The organism is Shewanella sp. ULN5 (assembly GCF_030731885.1).
Lineage (GTDB): Bacteria > Pseudomonadota > Gammaproteobacteria > Enterobacterales > Shewanellaceae > Shewanella > Shewanella holmiensis.
Genome location: NZ_JAPJEE010000002.1, coordinates 352,799 through 371,971, shown reverse-complemented (window position 1 = coordinate 371,971; position 19,173 = coordinate 352,799). Strand labels below are relative to the sequence as shown.

The window sequence follows — 19,173 nt, the reverse complement described above, 5'->3', positions numbered from 1 at the left end:
CAAGTTGACAACAAGTCAATGAATTATGTAAAATAAAACAATAAAATCAATAGCTAAATGGGTATGTAGTTATCCATGCCATAAAGGTTTATCGGGGCGTGAGATGGCTGTTAAACCGAATAATTTGAAATATTGGTGTTTATTGACACTTTGCATAGATAGCTGAAATTGATTGTTATTTGATGGATAAAAAGCCGCCAAATAATTAAGATTTGGTTATTGATAGGTTTAGCCACAGTGTTTCAACCAACAACATGACGACCCAGAGCTGCATGATGAATTCAGTAAAGACATCGCTCTTGTTATTCCATTGATACTTACCTTAGAAATGAACATTATCGACATTTGATATGGCGTCAATTTTAGACACTAAATTCATATTATGAGCAATAATTAGCGGGGAGCTGAGGTGAAGATAAATGTGGCCTCTAACTTAGATATGTTCTAGTTCGCATTTGAGTAAATTCAATGTAGCTCTTAACTAGAAATTCGCTGTTAATGCTGTCAATTTGAAGAAATATGTAGCTATAGTTAAAGGTATCAAGAATAGTGATGTGGTAGTTAAGCGGGTAAGGATGATTTAAAGGGGTCTTATGTAATATGCTCACTTCAGGCTATACAAAGCATTAACTCCATGAAGGTAAATGTTCAAAACAATGTTCCTTTTGGTTCATGCAAGTGACAGTGGTGAAGCAGTATTTTTGAATGAATTGTTAGCTTTGTTTCAGCGGTATATCGCGCGGCCCTGTAGCCAGATCTATGTCTTGCGAAACAGGGGGGGCCGAATCTGTCATGTTAGAAAAGCAAGAAGCCAGCTATTAAGCTGGCTTCTTTAATTTGGTCGGTATGAGAGGATTCGAACCTCCGACCCCTTCACCCCCAGCGAAGTGCGCTACCGAGCTGCGCTACATACCGAATTTTGTTGCATTACTAAGTTTCAAATTAATGGGGTAAACCTAGCGAGAAAGCACTTTAGCAATTGCCAGAGCTTGACGCAAGTACTTCGTTAATCAGTAATTATTGACTGATTATTATCTATGCAACTGACTAGCAAAAGATAACAAAAACAACCTAAATTGCCCTTGAAAACAATTAGTTTTGGTACAGCCGTCTGCCTTCGCGCATCACTTGAATCAGTTCTGGAGCACTCATTTTTTTGTCTAAACGCTTATTAAAATCTAGATTGTAAATGCGATATTTACCGTAACGACTAAGCACAGTGATCTCGTCTTTTTGGTAAATGGCAAACTCACGGCTATTTCCTATATATATCCAAGATTCACTATTGGGCTCTAAAAGACTTCTGCCTGAACTGTATTCTTCACTAGGAGTGGTACAGCCTAATACTTTGCTTAAAATGGTTGGCGCGATACCGTAATGGCTTGTACGGTAGTTTATTTCGCCGTTTTGCATTTTTGACCAATGAATTATCAACGGTACCTTCACATTACTTGGAGATAAGTCGCGTCGTGCATCTTCAATATCACTGGTGAATACTTGTCCGTGGGTACCAGTAATCAAGACTATAGTATCTTGGGGCAGGGTAGGTAAAAGTTCACTGAGTTGGTTATCAATAAACTTTAACGACTGGCGATACTGATTAAACAACACTTTTTGCGCAGGCTTTAGGGGCACTGGTGATTTAACTGTTTCAATCCCTAAAAATCCCACTGGCGTATCGTAATCTTGTGGTGCGCTTAAATTAATAAGGCTAAACCAGGGCGAGGTTTGAGTTTGTTGCCATTGGTTAAACGCGGCAATATTTTTGAGATCGGTTGTTGCTGTACCGTCATCACTTTCACTAATTGTGGGAGTAAAACCGTTAAATATGGCTCCCATTGAGGCTAATTCAGTTGCTGTGCGTCCAGTAAACAAACCTAACTGGTAGCCCTGACGTGTGAGCTCTTGGTTCATTACGGGAGCGATAATATCAAAATCTTTTTTATCGCTATAGTTGCCCTGTAGTCCATACATCAAAGTAAACATACTGCTGTCAAACTGAGTTCCACCACTATAATGCTGAGTGAATTTGAGTGATTTATCAGCATATTGGCTTAAAAATGGCATAGTGACATCATCAACCATGTCGGCACGTAGACTATCAATGGTCAGTAAAAGTATATTGGGTTGGGCTTTTTCAGCTTTACATTGTAATGGCACAATTGGGTATTGTAAGTTTGATGTTTTGTGCACCTCAGTTTCATCCATGTCGGCTTGGCTGTCTACGCCATGGTTTTCCATAAAGCTTCTTGCAGTGGCTGGATAAGAAACCGGATAGGCATCATCAAAACGGGTTATGTCAGTTACGTTGGCTGCATCGGCCCAAATGTGCACCAAATGACTACTCACAAAACATATGCCGACAAACAGTACAACTTTATTACCCCATTGTTTCTTTTGGATTTTATCGATTCTCTTCCAAATAAAGTTGGCTGCGGTGAGTTCGATTACGATAATTGCAAGTGGGGTAATGATGTAAGACGTGCTGTGTAATAAGGCGTTTAAATCTTGCCAGGCAAGGTCAAATGCAAATGGACTAAGGTGGATACCGTAATCGTCATAAATGATGGTGTCGTATAACAGAATATACAAACCCATCGAGGCAATGAAAGCGGCATAACCGCGCAGGATTTTTGAATAGGGCAAAAGTAGGCTGATTGGAAAAACAAACAGCACATAAACAATAAATGCTAAAAAGGTGAAGTGGCCAATAGTGCTGAGGGCAAGATACCCCCAGCTAATTAGCGAGTCTGGTTGGCCTACACTACTGATGTAACGCGAGCCGATGATCATGGCGAGTAAACCATTAAAGAAGGCAAACCAGTGCCCCCAATTAATCAGACGCGAGACGTTGTCTCGAGTCATCTGTTTTCTGCGCTCGATCATGGGTTAAATCATCCCTAAATTATCAACAGTAGAATAAGGCAAATAAAAATTCACAATCAATTCGTTACTTAAGTGATTGGGTTAACGCTTTAGCAAATTGTTCTGCTACCACTTTACGAGACTCTGCTGGTACTTTCTTTTCTAAAAGATGCGTTACGCAATTGCCTAAAACCATTAAGCTTAAATCGGTTGGGGCTTGATGCTTGTTAAGTAGCGCTAACATTTCGGTGATTAGGGCTTCTACTTGGGTGTTACTGTATTTTGATTGAATGGCCATAATATTTACTAGTGTGAATGAGTTATCAATTAATCCATATGATAACGGATTTCAATCAAGCTCGCCTCATGTTTTCTATACCGTCGTGGCTAAAATCGTTATATCATAGCCGACTTCCTTAACAATATCTTGGTCACTAAAGGTTAGCGGATTTATGACGATTAGTATCGAACAAGCCATTATTCATGAAATTTCACTCGACAGTCAGGGGCAAATGGCCTGCCGATTACGTCCACAACCTTTACTAAATAGTCAGGCTGTTGAGGCTATGCTTGAGGAGTTACATCAAACATACTCAAGCAAAGCGGGTAAAGGTTTTGGCTATTTTGGTGTGCCGAATGAAGATGGTGATGCTAATGATGCCTTTGCTAATGCGTTAAAGGCGTATCGTGATGGGCAATCGGGTTTTGTTGACTTTACTGTTGCCGCCAGCCAATTGCTGCAAGCCGAATTAGCTAAGTATGATTTCTCGCAGGGCGGATTTTTGCTGATGTCTTGCTATTCAGCTATGGCAAGTGATTATCTTTTTGTTGCCTTGTTAAGTGCTAAATCATCGATGACGGTGTTAGATGATATGGAGCTATCGCAAAATAACCACCTTGATTTGAATAATATTCAGCTTGCTGCACGTATTGATTTAACTGAACTACAGGCAGATAAAGCTTCGAAAAAATACATTTCGTTTATTCGTGGTAGAGCAGGGCGCAAAGTTGCCGACTTCTTTTTAGATTTTATGGGCTGTGTTGAAGGGGTAAATACCAAAGCACAAAATAAAACCCTTATTCATGCCGTTGAAGATTTTGTCGCAGGAAGTGAGTTAACCAAAGATGAAAGACAGCAATGCCGTGACAGAGTATTTGAATATTGCTCAGAGCGTGCTGAAGTGGGTGCTGATATTGAAGTAAAAGATTTAGGTGACACCCTAGCTGATCAAGGAATGGACTCATTTTATGATTTTGCCTGTGGTGGCAACTATGAGTTAGATGATGAGTTTCCTGCAGATAAAGCCAGTCTCCGTAGTTTGAAAAAGTTTTCGGGTACGGGGGGCGGAGTAACACTCAGCTTTGATGGCGGCCACTTAGGCGAACGAGTGATTTACGACCCTATCTCAGACACTATCTTAATTAAAGGTGTTCCGGCAAACCTTAAAGACCAATTAGATCGTCGTTTAAAAGGTGAGTAAGCCTCAACGGTCTGTACTGTGAATAAAGCAGTGAACAAAAAAGCATCTTTTTTAAATTAAGCACCGACTAAAGGTGCTTTTTCTTATCGATAAAGTGGCAAAATACTGCTTTGAGGCTAAATTTAGGCATAAATCGATTTAATTCACGCTTTTTACTTTTCATTGCATTCAAAATTAGTAAACTAGCGCCAGTTTTTACCAACACCTTTGTGTTATACATCTGTGTGCACCACATGTATATGGGGAACTTCTATGATCACCGCTTACGCTTATCAAGACCGCAAACTCACAATCACTGAGCTGTCTGTTCAAGACATTTTGCCAGATAACACTCTATGGCTAGACTTATACAAGCCCAATGATGAAGAGCGTAATTGGTTACGTCGATTTTCTGCAGAGGAAGTTCCCGACGAAGAAGATATCAAAGAGATTGAAGCATCTGCGCGTTTTTTCCAAAATGAAGATGGCTTGCATATTAACTCATTATTTCCGCAAAGAGCCGGTTCTGATGTACGTGCTGTCAACGTGTCGTTTAACTTGCGTGAACATTTTTTACTGACCATGCGTGAAGAAGACATTGGTCTTATTCGCTTGTTACGTAACTATATGCGCTTAGGCCGCCTTGAGACCGAAACGCCTGAAGGATTATTGTTAGAACTGTTTACACTAAAGGTAGATTACTTATCTGACTTAATTGAAGATGTTTACACTGTGCTGGATAATGTAAGTGAGCAGGTATTTAGCGACGAAGAGCTTGATGCCGTGTTTAAACAAATTACATTGCAGGAAGACTCAAACGGTAAAATACGTTTAAGTTTGCTGGATACCCAGCGCTCGTTAAGGCATTTACAGCGTTATTATCGCAAACATTTGTCTGATGAAAACTTAAAAGACATTCGTGAAATGCTGTCTGACATTGAGTCACTTATGCCCCATAGTCAGTTTATTTTTGATAAGTTGAAGTTTTTATTGGATGCGGCAATGGGTTTCAGTGGCTTGCAACAGAACAAGATTATTAAAATTTTCTCGGTTTCTGCTGTGGTATTTTTACCGCCAACGTTAATTGCGAGCAGCTATGGGATGAACTTTGCGTTTATGCCTGAACTTGCCTGGCAATATGGCTACCCATTAGCGGTAGGATTGATGTTTGCCAGTGCTGCGGGGACATATTTATTCTTCCGTCAAAAGGGCTGGTTGTAACTTCACCGGTTGTTATAGCCCCAGCATAGAAAAACGGACACTGTTAAGTGTCCGTTTTTTGTTAGGCTAACCTTTGCCAAAGGCATAGCTAATATTGTTTCGTGGACTTAAATATTTATGGATTTTTTCAGGCAATGCAGCTGCAGGCAAGCTACGAACAATACTCATGCCTTCTTTTTCTAATTCAACTATTGGTGCTTGCGCAACGGGGACGATAGGATCATAAGCTATGATGGCAGGGTAGAGAATATTTTTTAGATTGACAGACATTACCATACCAAAATGACCGTTAGATAATTCAACGACACTGCCGGGTGGATAGATCCCCAGTAACTTAATCAGTTTTTGAACGTATTCTAAATTGAGTTTCTTTTGATAATTTTTATACAGTAGCCCAAGCGCCACGCTAGGTGTTTTGGCTTTTATTAGCAAACTGCCATTACACAGGTTGTCATATTCATTTACTACGGCAAGTAGCTGAGAAAACTTATCTAACTGTTCAGCCTTTAACCCTTGAGGCGTGCCACTACCATCTAAAAACTCATGGTGGTTGGCTATCATAGGCTTGGCTTCTTCTGGGAAGGTATCGGCCAATTTTAAAAAGTTCAGGCTCATTAAAGGATGCTGCTTAACCAGATTTTCTTCTGGCGTTGATAATGGCACCACTTTATTCAAAATACTCGATGGAATTTTGAGCTTGCCGATGTCATGAAATAGACACCCAATACCGATCAATTCAATTTCTTCTCGGGTCCAATTTAATTCTTTGGCCATTAACATGCACATCATCGACACATTCAACGAGTGGTGATGAATAACATCGGATGAATTGGCATCACTCATTAAGTGCAAGGCAAGGTTGTCTTCATCAAGTAGCATATTAGTCAAGCTACTGATTAAATCTTTGGCATCATTAATGGCATTAAGAGGGCGACTTGACACTTTGCTGACCATTGAGCGCATCATTGAAATAGAGCGTTCAAATTGTTTTTCAGTTTTTTTAATATTGCGCTTTAGTTGTTGTTGTTTTTCAATTCGCTCTGATTTGTAATCGAGCATTTCTTGCCTGATACCCTCTAGCGATGTTGTATCAACAGGTGCTGAAGCATTTTGGTTTTCAGTTGTCGTTGGCGAAATGTCGCTACGTTGTGGGTCGTAAAGTACTTCTTTTACGCCTAATGATTTTATTAATTCAATTTGTGTTTGTGAGGTAATTTTGAACTTACTAAAAAGAAAAGGATGATCTTTCCACGATACTGGCAGGCTGACATAAACCCCAACTTTGAGTTCTGAGACGGCGATTTTTACATTTTTTTTCATAAAGATGGGTGATTAGGCTCAGGTCAAATACATTCAAAAATTGGGTTTAACTTCAACTTAGTATAAAACTTCGTCTGACTTTACAAATTGGTCACTTACATGCAGCATATTAACATTAACTTTGGAAATTAAGCAGTGAAATATGGACTTTATTGAAGTATACCCGAATGCAATCAGCGATGAACTATGTAACAAGTTAATTGATGCAGTAAAACATCACCCAAGTGTTATTCAAGGTGTAACAGGCAGTGGTGTTGATGTTACTAAAAAGTTGAGCCGAGATTTAATGTTAGATCAACACCCTGATTTAGCCGATCTTAAAAATGAATTACTGCAACTGACACTTGCGAACAGTGTGGAATATTTTAAAAAGTACGCCTTAGCTTTAATGGGGGCGGTATCTGTATCGGTTAATGATGAAAATGGCCAAGCAGTTGCGTTGCAACCTGATAATTTCGATAAATTGGGGGCGGATAAAGTCAATGCCATTGTACGTTATCTATTTCGCAGTGGCACAATTAACGTACAGCATTATCAGCAGGGTAAAGGTGGATATCCGCATTGGCATTCAGAACAGTTCCCTCAGCAAGGGCACAATGAAGCTTTACACCGCGTAGTACTGTATATGTTTTACTTAAATGATGTGGAAGAGGGCGGCGAAACCGAGTTTTATTATCAGCAACGCAAAATAAGCCCGAAAAAGGGCACAATGGTGATAGCGCCTGCAGGTTTTACCCACAGCCATCGTGGTAATGTGCCTGTTAGTGGTGATAAGTTTATTGCGACCTCCTGGATTATGTTTAACCGAGCAGAGCAGCTATATGCAGCGATTTCACCCAGTAAGTAAGGCCCTGTGAATAAATGCCAATTACCCCTTATAAGGCAGCTGAATAATAAAGGCTGCTCCTTGTAAATGGCTGGTTTTAATTTCAAATGAGCCGCCGTAACTGCTGACAAGTTCCACACACACAGCTAAACCTATGCCTTGTCCTGCATACTGTGTATCTGCACGAACACCTCTTTGGGTGACTTTTTTACGATAGTGTTCATCAACACCCGGGCCGTCATCGTCTACCTGTAACTTAAGTAAGCCATTTGTTTGTTGCTGCGCCGTGATCTCAATGGTGCTTATGCAAAATTTGGCGGCATTTTCTATCAAATTCCCACAAAGCTCCATTAAATCGCCTTTACTGACAGGAAAAGCCAAATTGTCAGGGCAATGTATGATGAAGTTGATATTTTTATTCTGATACAACTTAGACAACATTTGGATAAGCTGGTCAAGAACAGGCCTAATGTCGGTATACTCTTTTAATAGTCCTTGTCTACCCATCATGGCTCGTTTCAATTGATACTTAACAAGGTGGTCCATATCTTGAATCTGTTGCTGTATTTGTTGGTCTTTGTCTTGTTGTGTTAGAGATGAATCATCAATTAATGCGATACTTGCCGCCAAGCGTGTTTTCAAGCTATGGGCAAGATCATTCATGGCATCCTGGTAACGACTTTGTCGTTGCTGACTTTGAATAATCAATTGGTTGAGTGCCTGCGTGATCTCTTGTAATTCAACGGGGTAATCATCGGACAAACTTTGCTGTTTGCCTTGCTTTAGTTTAAGTAACTCTTGCTTAAGTTGCTTTAGCGGTAGCATTCCCCAATAAGCGGCACTGATTAACAAAAAGAGGGCTGCACCTAGCACAATGGCAAGACGAAAATAGGTTAATCGATTGAACTTTTTTAATTCAGAGGTGATGTTTGCCGCATCTTTTAGGATTAATAAATGAAATGCTTTACCATCGATAACCGTGCTGAGTTTAAATACCAGATAAGAGGGTAACCCATCAAAATCAAGATAGTAGGCTTGGTAATCATCTTTGATGTCTGAATATTTTTCGCAAATTTCAGTAAGCTGTAAATCTTTTGCCAGCTGTGAACGCCATAGGCTGTTAAAATGGTTATTACAGGTGGCCATGATGTAACTGGTTTCAATGTTGTCATTATCTTCGGCTTCGGTGATGGGGATTAAGTTGTTTTCACGAAATTCAGCAGCAATAACCGGTAGTTCTGCGATATATTCGGCGGTAATTTGGGCGTAGCGATTTTGGGCATGCAATACCGTTACCGACCACGCAAAGCCAAAGCCCACAAGCGCGATAATGCTAAGTGATGTCACAAACATTCTTGTTAAAAGACGTTTTTTCGGCTTGTAAATTAATTGCATGGTAAGTTGAATTTATATCCTTGGCCACGAATGGTCATAATGGCATCTTCAATACCCCCATTGGCTAGTTTTTTACGTAAACGACTGACCATCACCTCAATCGTATTTGGGTCGCCTTCTTTGTCACCGTAAACCACATCTAATAATCGTTGTTTTGCAACCACTTCATTACAGTGACGCATTAGGTATTCCAATATGTTGTATTCAAAGGCTGTAATGTCTAAATGCGCTTCATTTAGACTCACCTGTTTACTCGCCAAATCAACAGATAAAGTGCCGCAGCTGATCATAGGTTTTACAAACCCCGCGCTTCTGCGTACCAATGCGTCTAGCCTGGCAATCAACTCTTCTTTTTGAAAAGGTTTTACTAAATAGTCATCCGCGCCAGCGTTTAGGCCTTCTACTTTATCCTGCCAGTTAATTCTTGCCGTTAGAATCAGCATAGGAGCGGTCACTTTGGCTTCTCGTAGTGACTTAATCAGGCTGATGCCGTCTTGATCTGGTAATCCTAAATCGACAATCGCAATATCAATAGGATAATTGGTTGCTTGAAAGAAGCCCTCTTTGGCGGTAGAGGCAACCTGTACCTGATTGCCAAGTTCAGTAAGTTGTACGTTTAAATGATGAGATAAAATGGCATCGTCTTCGATCACTAAAATTCGCATGTGCAACTCCTTGTACTGAAATATGGTAACTGTAGATAAAATAACGTGTGGCTTAAAAACTGCTTATTAAGCTGATGGCAATAGTGAATGACACACCGATAAAAATGATCCCAACTAACGCATCAATAATATGACTAACGTTGAGTAACTTTACTTGAATGCTGGGCTTGGATAATACCATGGCTAACAGACTAAACCATATCAGCGATAAGGAAAACAACAGTACAGTTGCCGCTGTTTTGGTTATAAGGTTGACTTCAGGAGTAATCAGCACAGTAAATAACGTGATAAAGAAAATTAATGCTTTAGGGTTAAGTAAATTGGTTAACAAACCGACTTTAAATCCGTTAAATACTGACTTTTGTGGAGCATCAGGAACAACTGATGTAACAGTTTGAACTGGCGCGTGTGTAGAGGCTGCAATAGCTTTGAAGCGTCCTATAGCTGATTTCAGTGCTTGAAAGCCCATCCAAGCCAAATAACTCACACCAACACATTGAACTAAAGTGTAAGCAAGAGGAGATTGACGGATCATTAAACTGATCCCAACAAGCGATAACAGCGTGTGGATTAAGATAGCTATTGAAATACCCAATGCGCATGCTAATGCGGTTTTACGATGTTGTTGTGTGGCCATTTTTACAATAATGGCGAAATCAGGCCCTGGACTTATTAATGCGATGCAATGAATAACAGCCAAGCTGGCTAATAGGGTAAAGTCCATTTATGTTCCTGATTGTAATAAAATTGTTTTATTCTTTATAAAGTAAAAATAAAAAAGGCGCAACCAGTGCGCCTTTTAAGAGTGCCTAACTGTGTTAGGTTTTTGAATTTGCTTTTGCATTCAAGACTTGTTCTTCAAAACTTGTCGCAGCTTTACCTGCTTGTGAGTCATTGAACACCTCTTCGTTGAAAGCACCTTCTGATTTAGCAATAATAACTGTTGCGACGGTATCACCAGTAACGTTGACAGCGGTTCTTAACATATCAAGTAAACGGTCTACACCAATGATCAAGGCAATACCTTCTACAGGCAGTCCGACCTGGTTTAATACCATTGCTAGCATAATCAAGCCTACACCTGGCACACCAGCGGTTCCAATTGATGCTAAGGTTGCAGTTACAACGACCATAGCATAATCAGTTAAACTCAGTTCGATACCAAATACTTGAGCGATAAATACGGTCGCCACCCCTTGCATAATCGCCGTGCCATCCATATTGATGGTTGCGCCAAGTGGCAATGTAAACGAAGCAATTTTGTTATCAACACCCATACGATGCTCAGATGCTTCGATTGTTACGGGTAACGTGGCATTCGAACTTGCGGTGCTGAAAGCGAACAGTTGTACGTCACGCATTTTACGTAAAAACATTAATGGGTTTAATCCCGAGAACACTTTTAACAGTGCTGGATAAACCACAAGCGCTTGAATTAACAGCACAGCGACGACCAGTAAAAAGTACTTCACGACACTGCCGAAGGTTTCCATTCCTAACGTTAAACTCAGTTTCGCCATTAACGCGAATACACCATAAGGTGCTAACTGCATCACTAAGGTGACAACGCGCATGATGATTTCGTTTAAATCGTTGAAGAACAGAGCCACTCGTTCGCCACGTTCACCAATATGGGAAATAGCAAAACCAAAAATGACAGCAAATAAGATAATTTGCAGCATGTTACCTTGTGTCATCGCTTGAATGGGGTTGTCAGGGACGATATTGATGATCACTTCAGATAAGCTTGGAGCCTCTTTTACCGTGAACTCCATAGTTGAACTCACTAAGCTAGCATTGCCAGGATGAATCAAAATGGCGGCCACAATCGATATGGTTAATGCAATAGCCGTAGTAAACAGGTAAAACGAAATGGTTTTACCGCCTAAGCGACCAAGCTTAGAAGGGTCACTTAATGAGCAGGTACCACAGACTAAAGAGACAAACACTAACGGTACAACTAACATCTTTAAACTTGAAATAAATATTGCGCCGATAACGTGCAATAATCCTTCAGTGATGTAATCTTTAACAAATAAACTATCAGGTAAAAGGTTTCGTAGAAGCAAGCCAAGTAAAATACCTGAAGCCATGCCAATTAAAATTTTACTCGTAAGTCCGAGCTGTTTTTTATTGCTCACAATCGATCCTTCCAATTATTTTTCTAAGTATTTGGGGGCTAACCCGCTAAAGCCTAGCAGGAAAGGGTAACTTATGAAATGGTATAAAAGTTAAAGTTTATGTCTAAATGTGCCGATTAAAGTGTTCAGGTTGTGGCATAGTTATCAGATATTTGTGTATTATTGTCTAATAGGTAACTATTATAAATCATAAGTATTATTCTAATGTAACAGGGAGCCTGACAATGAGGTCAGCAATTAAAGTTTATTTAGCGTTAATTTGTTCGTTCTTACTCGTCGCTTGTAGCGGTGGTGGAAGTATTTCTGAAGACGGTGGAGGAGGCACTCCGACACCGACACCAGTAACTATTTCAGTTGCTTTATCTGTCGATAATACTCAAGTGTCAGTTGCAGAGCCTGCAAATTTAACGGCAACAGTGACAGACTCTGATGGCAACGCGATAAGTACTTTAGTGACCTTTGAGTTGAATGATGACTCGTATGGCACTTTCTCGCCTGCTACTGGGCAGGTTTCAACTAATCCAGATACTGGTATGGCAACGGTTAAGTTAAATACCGCATCGATTAATACCGGTGCAACAGTAACTGCAACCACCTCAACAGGTGAGTCGGCATCTGTTAACCTAACCATGGTTGGAGATGGCGGCGATATCGGGGAAGGAGGCGGTGCACAAGTTACTTTAATTCTAGCTGATAAAAGTGGTGTTCCTATTCAATCCATTAGTTCGCTTATTCCTGGTAAGTTAATAGCTACGGTTACCGGGATATCCAAACCAACCATTGTAACATTTCAGAGTGATATTGGTGAGCTACCGATTCAAACAGCTGTAACTGATGAAAATGGTATTGCCACGGTCGATATTTTAGCGGGTGGACGGTTAGGTGCTGGAGAAGCGAGTGCGTCTCTGTCAACAAAAGAATTTGGTAAGACTATCGTTGTAGTTGGTGCAACTAATATTCTCATGGGAAGTGGTGAGCCTTTTCAAAACGGTGTTGCGAATATCAGTACCGATACCGTTTCAGCAGGTGGTACTGCATCTGTATCTATAAAGCTACAAGATGAACAGGGCAATTTATTTTCTGAACCAGTTGATGTGATTTTTACCTCAACTTGTTCAAATAAATCAATTCCTGAAGCAGAGTTAAGTAGCCCTGTTACGGCAGTTAGTGGTTTAGCTACAAGCACTTATTTAGCTAAAGGGTGTGTAGATACCGATAACATTACAGTAAGTGCAAGTATCGGCGGTAAAAGCCTTACTGCAACAGCAAGTATAAAAGTATTTCCTGCAAATGCAGGAAGCATCGTTTTTATTGATGCTGCCCCTGAATATATAGGTATTAAAGGCACCGGTATCGATGAGTCTTCAACACTGCGATTTAAAGTGTTAGATACTAATGGGAATCCTGTAGCAAATAAAGCGGTGAGCTTTTCATTAAATACTACAGTTGGTAACCTCAGTATTTCACCTACTAATGCTTCTACAAATAGTGAGGGTATTGTCCAAACAGTTGTCAATTCAGGAACCGTAGCGACGACAGTTCGGGTTACGGCCAGTATTGATAAAACCTCTCCTCTAATTGCAAGTCAATCAAGTGTTTTGGTTGTTTCAACAGGTAAGCCAGATCAAGATAGTTTCTCTTTATCCGCTTCGACGCTCAATGTTGAAGGGTGGAATTATGATGGTGCAACTGTAGAAGTTACAGCAAGACTCGCCGACGCATTCAATAACCCAGTACCCGATGGTACGGCGGTTATTTTTACAACGGAAGGTGGTAGTATTGGTGATTCTTGTACAACAATAGATGGCGTTTGTAAGGTTGTTTGGACTAGTCAGCATCCAAGACCTGTTGGTACTGACTCTAATGGCCCGTTGTTAAATGCTAAAGGTATTCAAGACCAAAATCCTGATTCAGCGCTTAATGCTGAAGTTAATAGAGCTGGTGGTACATATTATGGTAACAAATATGGCCAACCTTATGGTGGCAGAGTGACTATTACCGCAACAGTCATTGGTGAGGAATCCTTCCCTGATTTAAACAGCAATAATATTCTAGATTCCAAAAAAGAGTTCGAGTTGTTTCGCGGAACTGTCGATGATAACGAAGGTGTTATAGCTTGTGGCCGTGATAATAGCGGTGATTGTTATGATCTAAGTGAAGCTTTTGTTGATCATAACGAGGATGGAATATATACGCCTTTTTATGATGATACTAATCCAAACGATAGCTCTGGTAATAGAGAAACCTTTACTGATTTTGTTGATGCAGTAAATCCTGAAGGCGTTGGTGAATTTGATCTTGCGGATGGTCAATACAGCGGTGTGTTATGTGATGAAAGTGTGGATGGTGTGAAATGTAGTCCACAAACCTCAATCTCTGTTAGGCGAACATTGGTGCTGGTGATGTCGGGTAGTGATGCTTTCGCAACTAAGCTTACCGATGTATCAGGAGTTGTTGATGGTAAATTAACTATGAAGACTGAAGAAAATGCGTCGGTCAAATTTACTATTTCTGACATTAATAATCAGCAAATGCCATCGGGTACAATGGTTGATTTTAAACCTTTAGGTGCTGTTACCATATCTAATGACCAATTTATTTGGCCTAGTTCAAATCATAATGGTGGCAGACCTTTTGTTGTGAATTTAATTGGAGATAAACAACCAGGAGTAGGTTCTCTTTCTGTTCTGGTTACAACTCCTGGTGATGTTAAAAAAGGAATTTTGCAAACCACCACTGAGGTATTGAATATTCCTATTGTTGTTGAGTAATACTTTATAACTGATAAAACCGCAGGTGTTTTGTAGGCTTGTTAAACATTTAAAAAGTTACTACACCGATAGTTAGATACAAAAATGCCGCTAATGACTAATTAGCGGCATTTTTATTGGAGTTTGTTGTGCTAAAAAAACTACTTTTGGAACTGATACACGCTGCCCAGTTTCAATATTTGAGTTAGCTCATCTAACGCGGTGCGTGACTCCGTAATTAATTGTGGGTCGGCTAAATCTGCTACTGTTAACCTGTCACGGTAATGTTTTTCTACCCATGTATTTAATCGGCCAAATAGCATGTCATTCATTAACGTGTTTTGATTTACTGCGGCCACTTCAAGCTCATTCATTGCCACGCGTAAACGTAAACACGCTGGGCCTCCACCGTTTTGCATACTTTGTTTTACATCAAAGTACTTCACTTGCTTGATTGGTGTACCCAATGTGGTTAGCTCATTCAAATAAGCAAATACAGCGGGGTTTTCCTGACAATCAGTTGGTGCCACTATAGCCATTTCACCGTTTGGTAAGGTAATAATTTGCGTATTGAACAAATAACTTCTTACGGCATCATCAATCGATACTTGCGCTGTAGAGACTTTTATAAAATGCATTTCGGCGTTCATTTTTCGGCGGATCTCTGCAAATTTTGACTCGGTGTCTAAAAATGCTTGTTCATGATAAAACAACACATTTTGGTTACCGACAGCAATCACATCGTTATGAAACACGCCTTGATCAATCACGTCAGGGTTTTGTTGCATAAACACGCAGCTTTCATCTTCCAATTGATGTAATCGAGCAACAGCTTGCGAGGCCTCTAATGTTTGACGGGCAGGATATTTAACAGGCTTTGGTGCATTAGGGTTGGTTGCACTTTGACCGTATACAAATAACTCCACACCGGCTTTACCATAGTCACTGCATAAACGTGTATGGTTTGCTGCCCCCTCATCACCAAAGTTGGCATGCTCAGGTAGATGTAAGTGATGTTTGAAATGACGATCATTATTAAATGTGGCTTTTAAAATATTACCGGTAGTCAGAGGTTCAATACTTCTGTGCAATTTATCAACAAGGTTGGCTGGAGTGAAATGCACTTTGCCATCTCGGGTGTCAGCGGAAGGTGACACTGTTGCCGCATTCGCGGTCCACATGCTTGAGGCGCTACAACAAGCGTTGAGTAACGCAGGAGCCTGCTTAGCGGCTTTTTGTAACACTTCTGCGTCAGATCCACTAAATCCAATTCTACGCAAAGTATAAAGGTCTGGTCGCTCTTGAGGAGCAAGCACACCTTGTACCATACCTAAATCCGCAAGCGCTTTGGCTTTTTGCAATCCTTGTTTGGCAGCAGCCTTGGGGTTAGAGGCTTGGGCAGCATTAGAATAAGACGCTACATTACCAAAAGATAAACCGGCATAATTGTGCGTGGGTCCTACAAGGCCGTCAAAGTTTGCTTCAAATTGCTTCATGGCTAATCCTTCTTGATTATAGTTATTGTGATTTCGACATGGAAATAACACTCAATTTGCATGTAAGAAATGACTAAATTACCGCAAGTATACGCAAGCTAAGCAGGTTAACAAACTGTTGGTTTTTTGTGCTCAGCCCCATTTTTGACTAAAAATGCACTCAATCAGCTTTCAAAAGTGTTTTATTGAGAAATTAGTTTTAAAAATCGCATATTATTTTTTCCATTTTTTTATTTTGGTAGAAAAATCACTCACAAATGCACATAAAAAGCAGATTTACTTGAAACTCTTGTCCTAACACTCTATATATGGAATCAATTTTGTTACTTTCTGAGACTATTTGGCGCAAATCAAACTATGGGTAAATCGTTAGTTATTGTCGAATCGCCGGCCAAAGCCAAGACTATTAATAAATATCTTGGTAAAGAATTCATCGTTAAGTCGAGCGTAGGTCACATCCGTGACTTACCGACTTCGTCCACTTCTGATGGCACTCCACCAGCTAAAACAGCTGCTGAAGTGCGTAAGATGTCACCTGAAGCTAAAGCTATATATAAGCAGGCAAGAGATAAACAAGCGCTAGTTGGCCGTATGGGGATTGACCCTGAAAACGGCTGGGCTGCGAAATATGCCGTATTACCCGGTAAAGAAAAAGTGGTCAAAGAATTAAAGACCCTTGCAGAATCCGCTGACCAAATCTATCTCGCAACCGATTTGGACCGTGAAGGAGAAGCTATCGCCTGGCATTTACAGGAAATTATCGGTGGTGACGCTTCACGGTATCAACGAGTGGTATTTAATGAAATTACTAAAACTGCAATTCAAGATGCTTTTAGTAAACCGGCAACATTAGACACTAACATGGTTAACGCGCAGCAGGCTCGTCGATTCCTCGACCGCGTTGTTGGCTTTATGGTTTCGCCGCTACTTTGGAAAAAAGTGGCGAGGGGATTATCGGCAGGTCGTGTGCAATCGGTTGCCGTTAGGTTGGTGGTTGAACGCGAGAGTGAAATTAAAGCGTTTGTGCCAGAAGAGTTTTGGGACATACATGCGGATTTAAATACCAGCAAAGCTGAACAGCTTAAAATGCAGGTAATGAAATTTCAATCAGCTGCTTTTGAACCCATTAATGAAGCCCAAGCTAAGGTTGCTGTGGATGCGTTAAAAGGAGCGTCTTTCAAAGTTGCAAATCGTGAAGATAAAGCAACCTCAAGCAAACCTTCAGCCCCTTTTATTACCTCTACTTTGCAGCAGGCAGCCAGTACGCGCTTAGGTTTTGGGGTGAAAAAGACCATGATGATGGCGCAACGTTTGTATGAAGCAGGGCATATCACTTATATGCGTACTGACTCAACAAATTTGAGCCAAGAAGCGCTTGATAATGTCCGAGAGATGATTGCTAACGAGTTTGGTGACAAGTATTTACCTGCTGAACCAATCCGTTATGGCAGTAAAGAAGGCGCCCAAGAAGCGCATGAAGCCATTCGTCCATCCAATGTTGCCATTCAATCGGCAACATTAACGGATATGGAGCGTGACGCTCAACGTCTTTATGAGCTGATTTGGCGTCAATTTGTAGCGTGTCAGATGACACCTGCGCAATACGATGCAACTCGATTGACTGTAGTTGCTGGTGATTACGAATTAAAAGCCAGTGGACGTACATTACGCTTTGATGGTTGGACACGCGTTCAGCCACCTATGAGTAAGAAAAATGACGACACCAGCACCTTACCTGTGGTTGAGATCGGTGACAGCTTAAGTCTTGAACAATTACTGCCTAAACAACATTTTACTAAACCGCCAGCGCGTTATGGTGAAGCGTCATTAGTAAAAGAGTTAGAAAAGCGTGGTATTGGGCGCCCGTCTACTTATGCGACCATCATTTCAACCATTCAAGACCGAGGTTATGTACGGGTTGATAACCGTCGTTTCTTTGCTGAAAAAATGGGTGAAATTGTCAGCGAGCGTTTAGTTGAAAGCTTTAAAGATTTAATGAGCTATGACTTTACAGCTAGTATGGAGCAGACATTAGATGATGTTGCCCATGGAAAGCTGGATTGGAAAAAAGTACTTGATGGTTTCTATGGTGATTTTACCAAGCAATTATTAATGGCTGAATTGGATCCTACTGAAGGCGGAATGCGTCTGAACGATCCGGTTTTGACAGACATCGAATGTCCAACATGCCAACGTAAAATGGGTATTCGTACCGGTTCTACTGGTGTGTTTTTAGGCTGTAGTGGTTATGCATTACCGCCAAAAGAGCGCTGCAAAACAACGGTGAATTTAACCTCTGGTGATGAAGCTATCAGTGACAATGAAGATGCTGAAACAGATGCTCTTCGTGCTAAACATCGTTGTGGAAAATGTGGCACCGCAATGGACAGCTACCTAATTGACGAATCGCGTAAATTGCATGTCTGTGGTAATAACCCAAGCTGCGATGGCTACGAGATTGAAAAAGGTCAATTTAAGATCAAAGGTTATGAAGGCCCGCTCATTGAGTGTGATCGTTGTGGCAATGATATGGAATTGAAAAACGGCCGTTTTGGTAAATATTTTGGTTGTACCAATAGCGAATGTAAAAATACTCGTAAACTGCTGAAAAATGGAGAAGCTGCGCCACCAAAAGAAGATCCTATCTTCTTACCCGAGCTTAAGTGCTCCAAGTCAGATGCACACTTTGTGTTACGTGATGGTGCAGCAGGGATATTTTTAGCGGCCAGTACTTTCCCTAAATCGCGCGAAACCCGTGCTCCTTTAGTGGAAGAGTTAGTTAAATATCGTGATCTACTTTGGGATAAGTATGCATTTTTAGCTGATGCCCCCGTTGAAGATGATGACGGTAATAAAACCGCTGTTAAATTTAGCCGTAAAACTAAAGAGCAATATGTTGCTACTGAAGTAGATGGTAAAGCGACGGGGTGGTCTGCCAAATTTGTTGGTGGAAAGTGGGTCAGTGAATCGACTAAAACACCAAAGAAAAAAGCAAAAAAGTAAGTTAATACTTTTCGCATAATATAAACGCCAT

13 protein-coding genes and 1 tRNA gene are annotated in these 19,173 nt (G+C 40.6%); 5 read left to right on the top strand and 9 right to left on the bottom strand.

Annotation, left to right across the window (positions count from 1 at the left end; all coding sequences use genetic code 11):
* Positions 1-838: 838 nt before the first annotated feature.
* From ORI98_RS03770 to ORI98_RS03760, 3 genes are all read right to left on the bottom strand, one after another.
* A tRNA-Pro gene (locus tag ORI98_RS03770) sits at positions 839-915 on the bottom strand.
* A 177-nt stretch (positions 916-1,092) separates the two neighbouring features.
* Positions 1,093-2,886: a DUF3413 domain-containing protein gene (locus ORI98_RS03765; protein ID WP_306134298.1), complete on the bottom strand. Its 1,794-nt coding sequence runs from the start codon at positions 2,884-2,886 to the stop codon at positions 1,093-1,095.
* A 64-nt stretch (positions 2,887-2,950) separates the two neighbouring features.
* Positions 2,951-3,163 carry a YejL family protein gene (locus tag ORI98_RS03760; RefSeq protein WP_261298545.1) on the bottom strand — a complete coding sequence of 71 codons (213 nt, stop codon included), beginning with the start codon at positions 3,161-3,163 and terminating at the stop codon, positions 2,951-2,953.
* 154 nt (positions 3,164-3,317) lie between these two features.
* Here ORI98_RS03760 and yejK point away from each other — a divergent pair, with 154 nt between their 5' ends.
* Together yejK and corA are read left to right on the top strand one after the other, a co-directional pair.
* Positions 3,318-4,346 carry a nucleoid-associated protein YejK gene (gene yejK / locus ORI98_RS03755; RefSeq protein ID WP_261298546.1) on the top strand — a complete coding sequence of 343 codons (1,029 nt, stop codon included), beginning with the start codon at positions 3,318-3,320 and terminating at the stop codon, positions 4,344-4,346.
* Between the two features lie 252 nt (positions 4,347-4,598).
* Positions 4,599-5,546 (top strand): magnesium/cobalt transporter CorA, encoded by a 948-nt coding sequence (gene corA, locus ORI98_RS03750; RefSeq protein WP_261298547.1) that lies wholly within the window; start codon positions 4,599-4,601, stop codon positions 5,544-5,546.
* A 66-nt stretch (positions 5,547-5,612) separates the two neighbouring features.
* On the opposite strand, the gene ORI98_RS03745 is transcribed toward corA, so the two are convergent.
* Positions 5,613-6,866, bottom strand: coding sequence for an HD-GYP domain-containing protein (locus tag ORI98_RS03745; protein WP_306134297.1), 1,254 nt, complete (start codon positions 6,864-6,866; stop codon positions 5,613-5,615).
* Positions 6,867-7,008: 142 nt separating this feature from the next.
* Here ORI98_RS03745 and ORI98_RS03740 point away from each other — a divergent pair, with 142 nt between their 5' ends.
* Positions 7,009-7,713 carry a 2OG-Fe(II) oxygenase gene (locus ORI98_RS03740; protein WP_306134296.1) on the top strand — a complete coding sequence of 235 codons (705 nt, stop codon included), beginning with the start codon at positions 7,009-7,011 and terminating at the stop codon, positions 7,711-7,713.
* Positions 7,714-7,734: 21 nt separating this feature from the next.
* On the opposite strand, the gene ORI98_RS03735 is transcribed toward ORI98_RS03740, so the two are convergent.
* The 4 genes from ORI98_RS03735 to ORI98_RS03720 form a co-directional block, all read right to left on the bottom strand.
* Positions 7,735-9,087, bottom strand: a complete 1,353-nt coding sequence (locus ORI98_RS03735) for an ATP-binding protein (protein ID WP_306134295.1) — start codon at positions 9,085-9,087, stop codon at positions 7,735-7,737.
* Positions 9,078-9,752: a response regulator gene (locus ORI98_RS03730; RefSeq protein ID WP_306134294.1), complete on the bottom strand. Its 675-nt coding sequence runs from the start codon at positions 9,750-9,752 to the stop codon at positions 9,078-9,080. Before ORI98_RS03730 ends, ORI98_RS03735 begins: the two co-directional genes overlap by 10 nt.
* A 52-nt stretch (positions 9,753-9,804) precedes the next feature.
* Positions 9,805-10,476, bottom strand: a complete 672-nt coding sequence (locus ORI98_RS03725; RefSeq protein WP_306134293.1) for a LysE family transporter — start codon at positions 10,474-10,476, stop codon at positions 9,805-9,807.
* Positions 10,477-10,570: 94 nt separating this feature from the next.
* Positions 10,571-11,893: a dicarboxylate/amino acid:cation symporter gene (locus tag ORI98_RS03720; RefSeq protein WP_306134292.1), complete on the bottom strand. Its 1,323-nt coding sequence runs from the start codon at positions 11,891-11,893 to the stop codon at positions 10,571-10,573.
* A 224-nt stretch (positions 11,894-12,117) separates the two neighbouring features.
* Here ORI98_RS03720 and ORI98_RS03715 point away from each other — a divergent pair, with 224 nt between their 5' ends.
* Positions 12,118-14,664: an Ig-like domain-containing protein gene (locus tag ORI98_RS03715; protein WP_306134291.1), complete on the top strand. Its 2,547-nt coding sequence runs from the start codon at positions 12,118-12,120 to the stop codon at positions 14,662-14,664.
* 140 nt (positions 14,665-14,804) lie between these two features.
* Here the strand turns inward: ORI98_RS03715 and astB are convergent, their stop codons facing one another.
* Complete coding sequence (astB, locus tag ORI98_RS03710; RefSeq protein WP_306134290.1) at positions 14,805-16,139, bottom strand: N-succinylarginine dihydrolase; 1,335 nt, start codon at positions 16,137-16,139, stop codon at positions 14,805-14,807.
* A 357-nt stretch (positions 16,140-16,496) separates the two neighbouring features.
* Between astB and topA the strand changes: the two genes are divergently transcribed.
* Positions 16,497-19,142, top strand: a complete 2,646-nt coding sequence (gene topA / locus ORI98_RS03705; RefSeq protein ID WP_306134289.1) for a type I DNA topoisomerase — start codon at positions 16,497-16,499, stop codon at positions 19,140-19,142.
* Positions 19,143-19,173 lie beyond the last annotated feature (31 nt).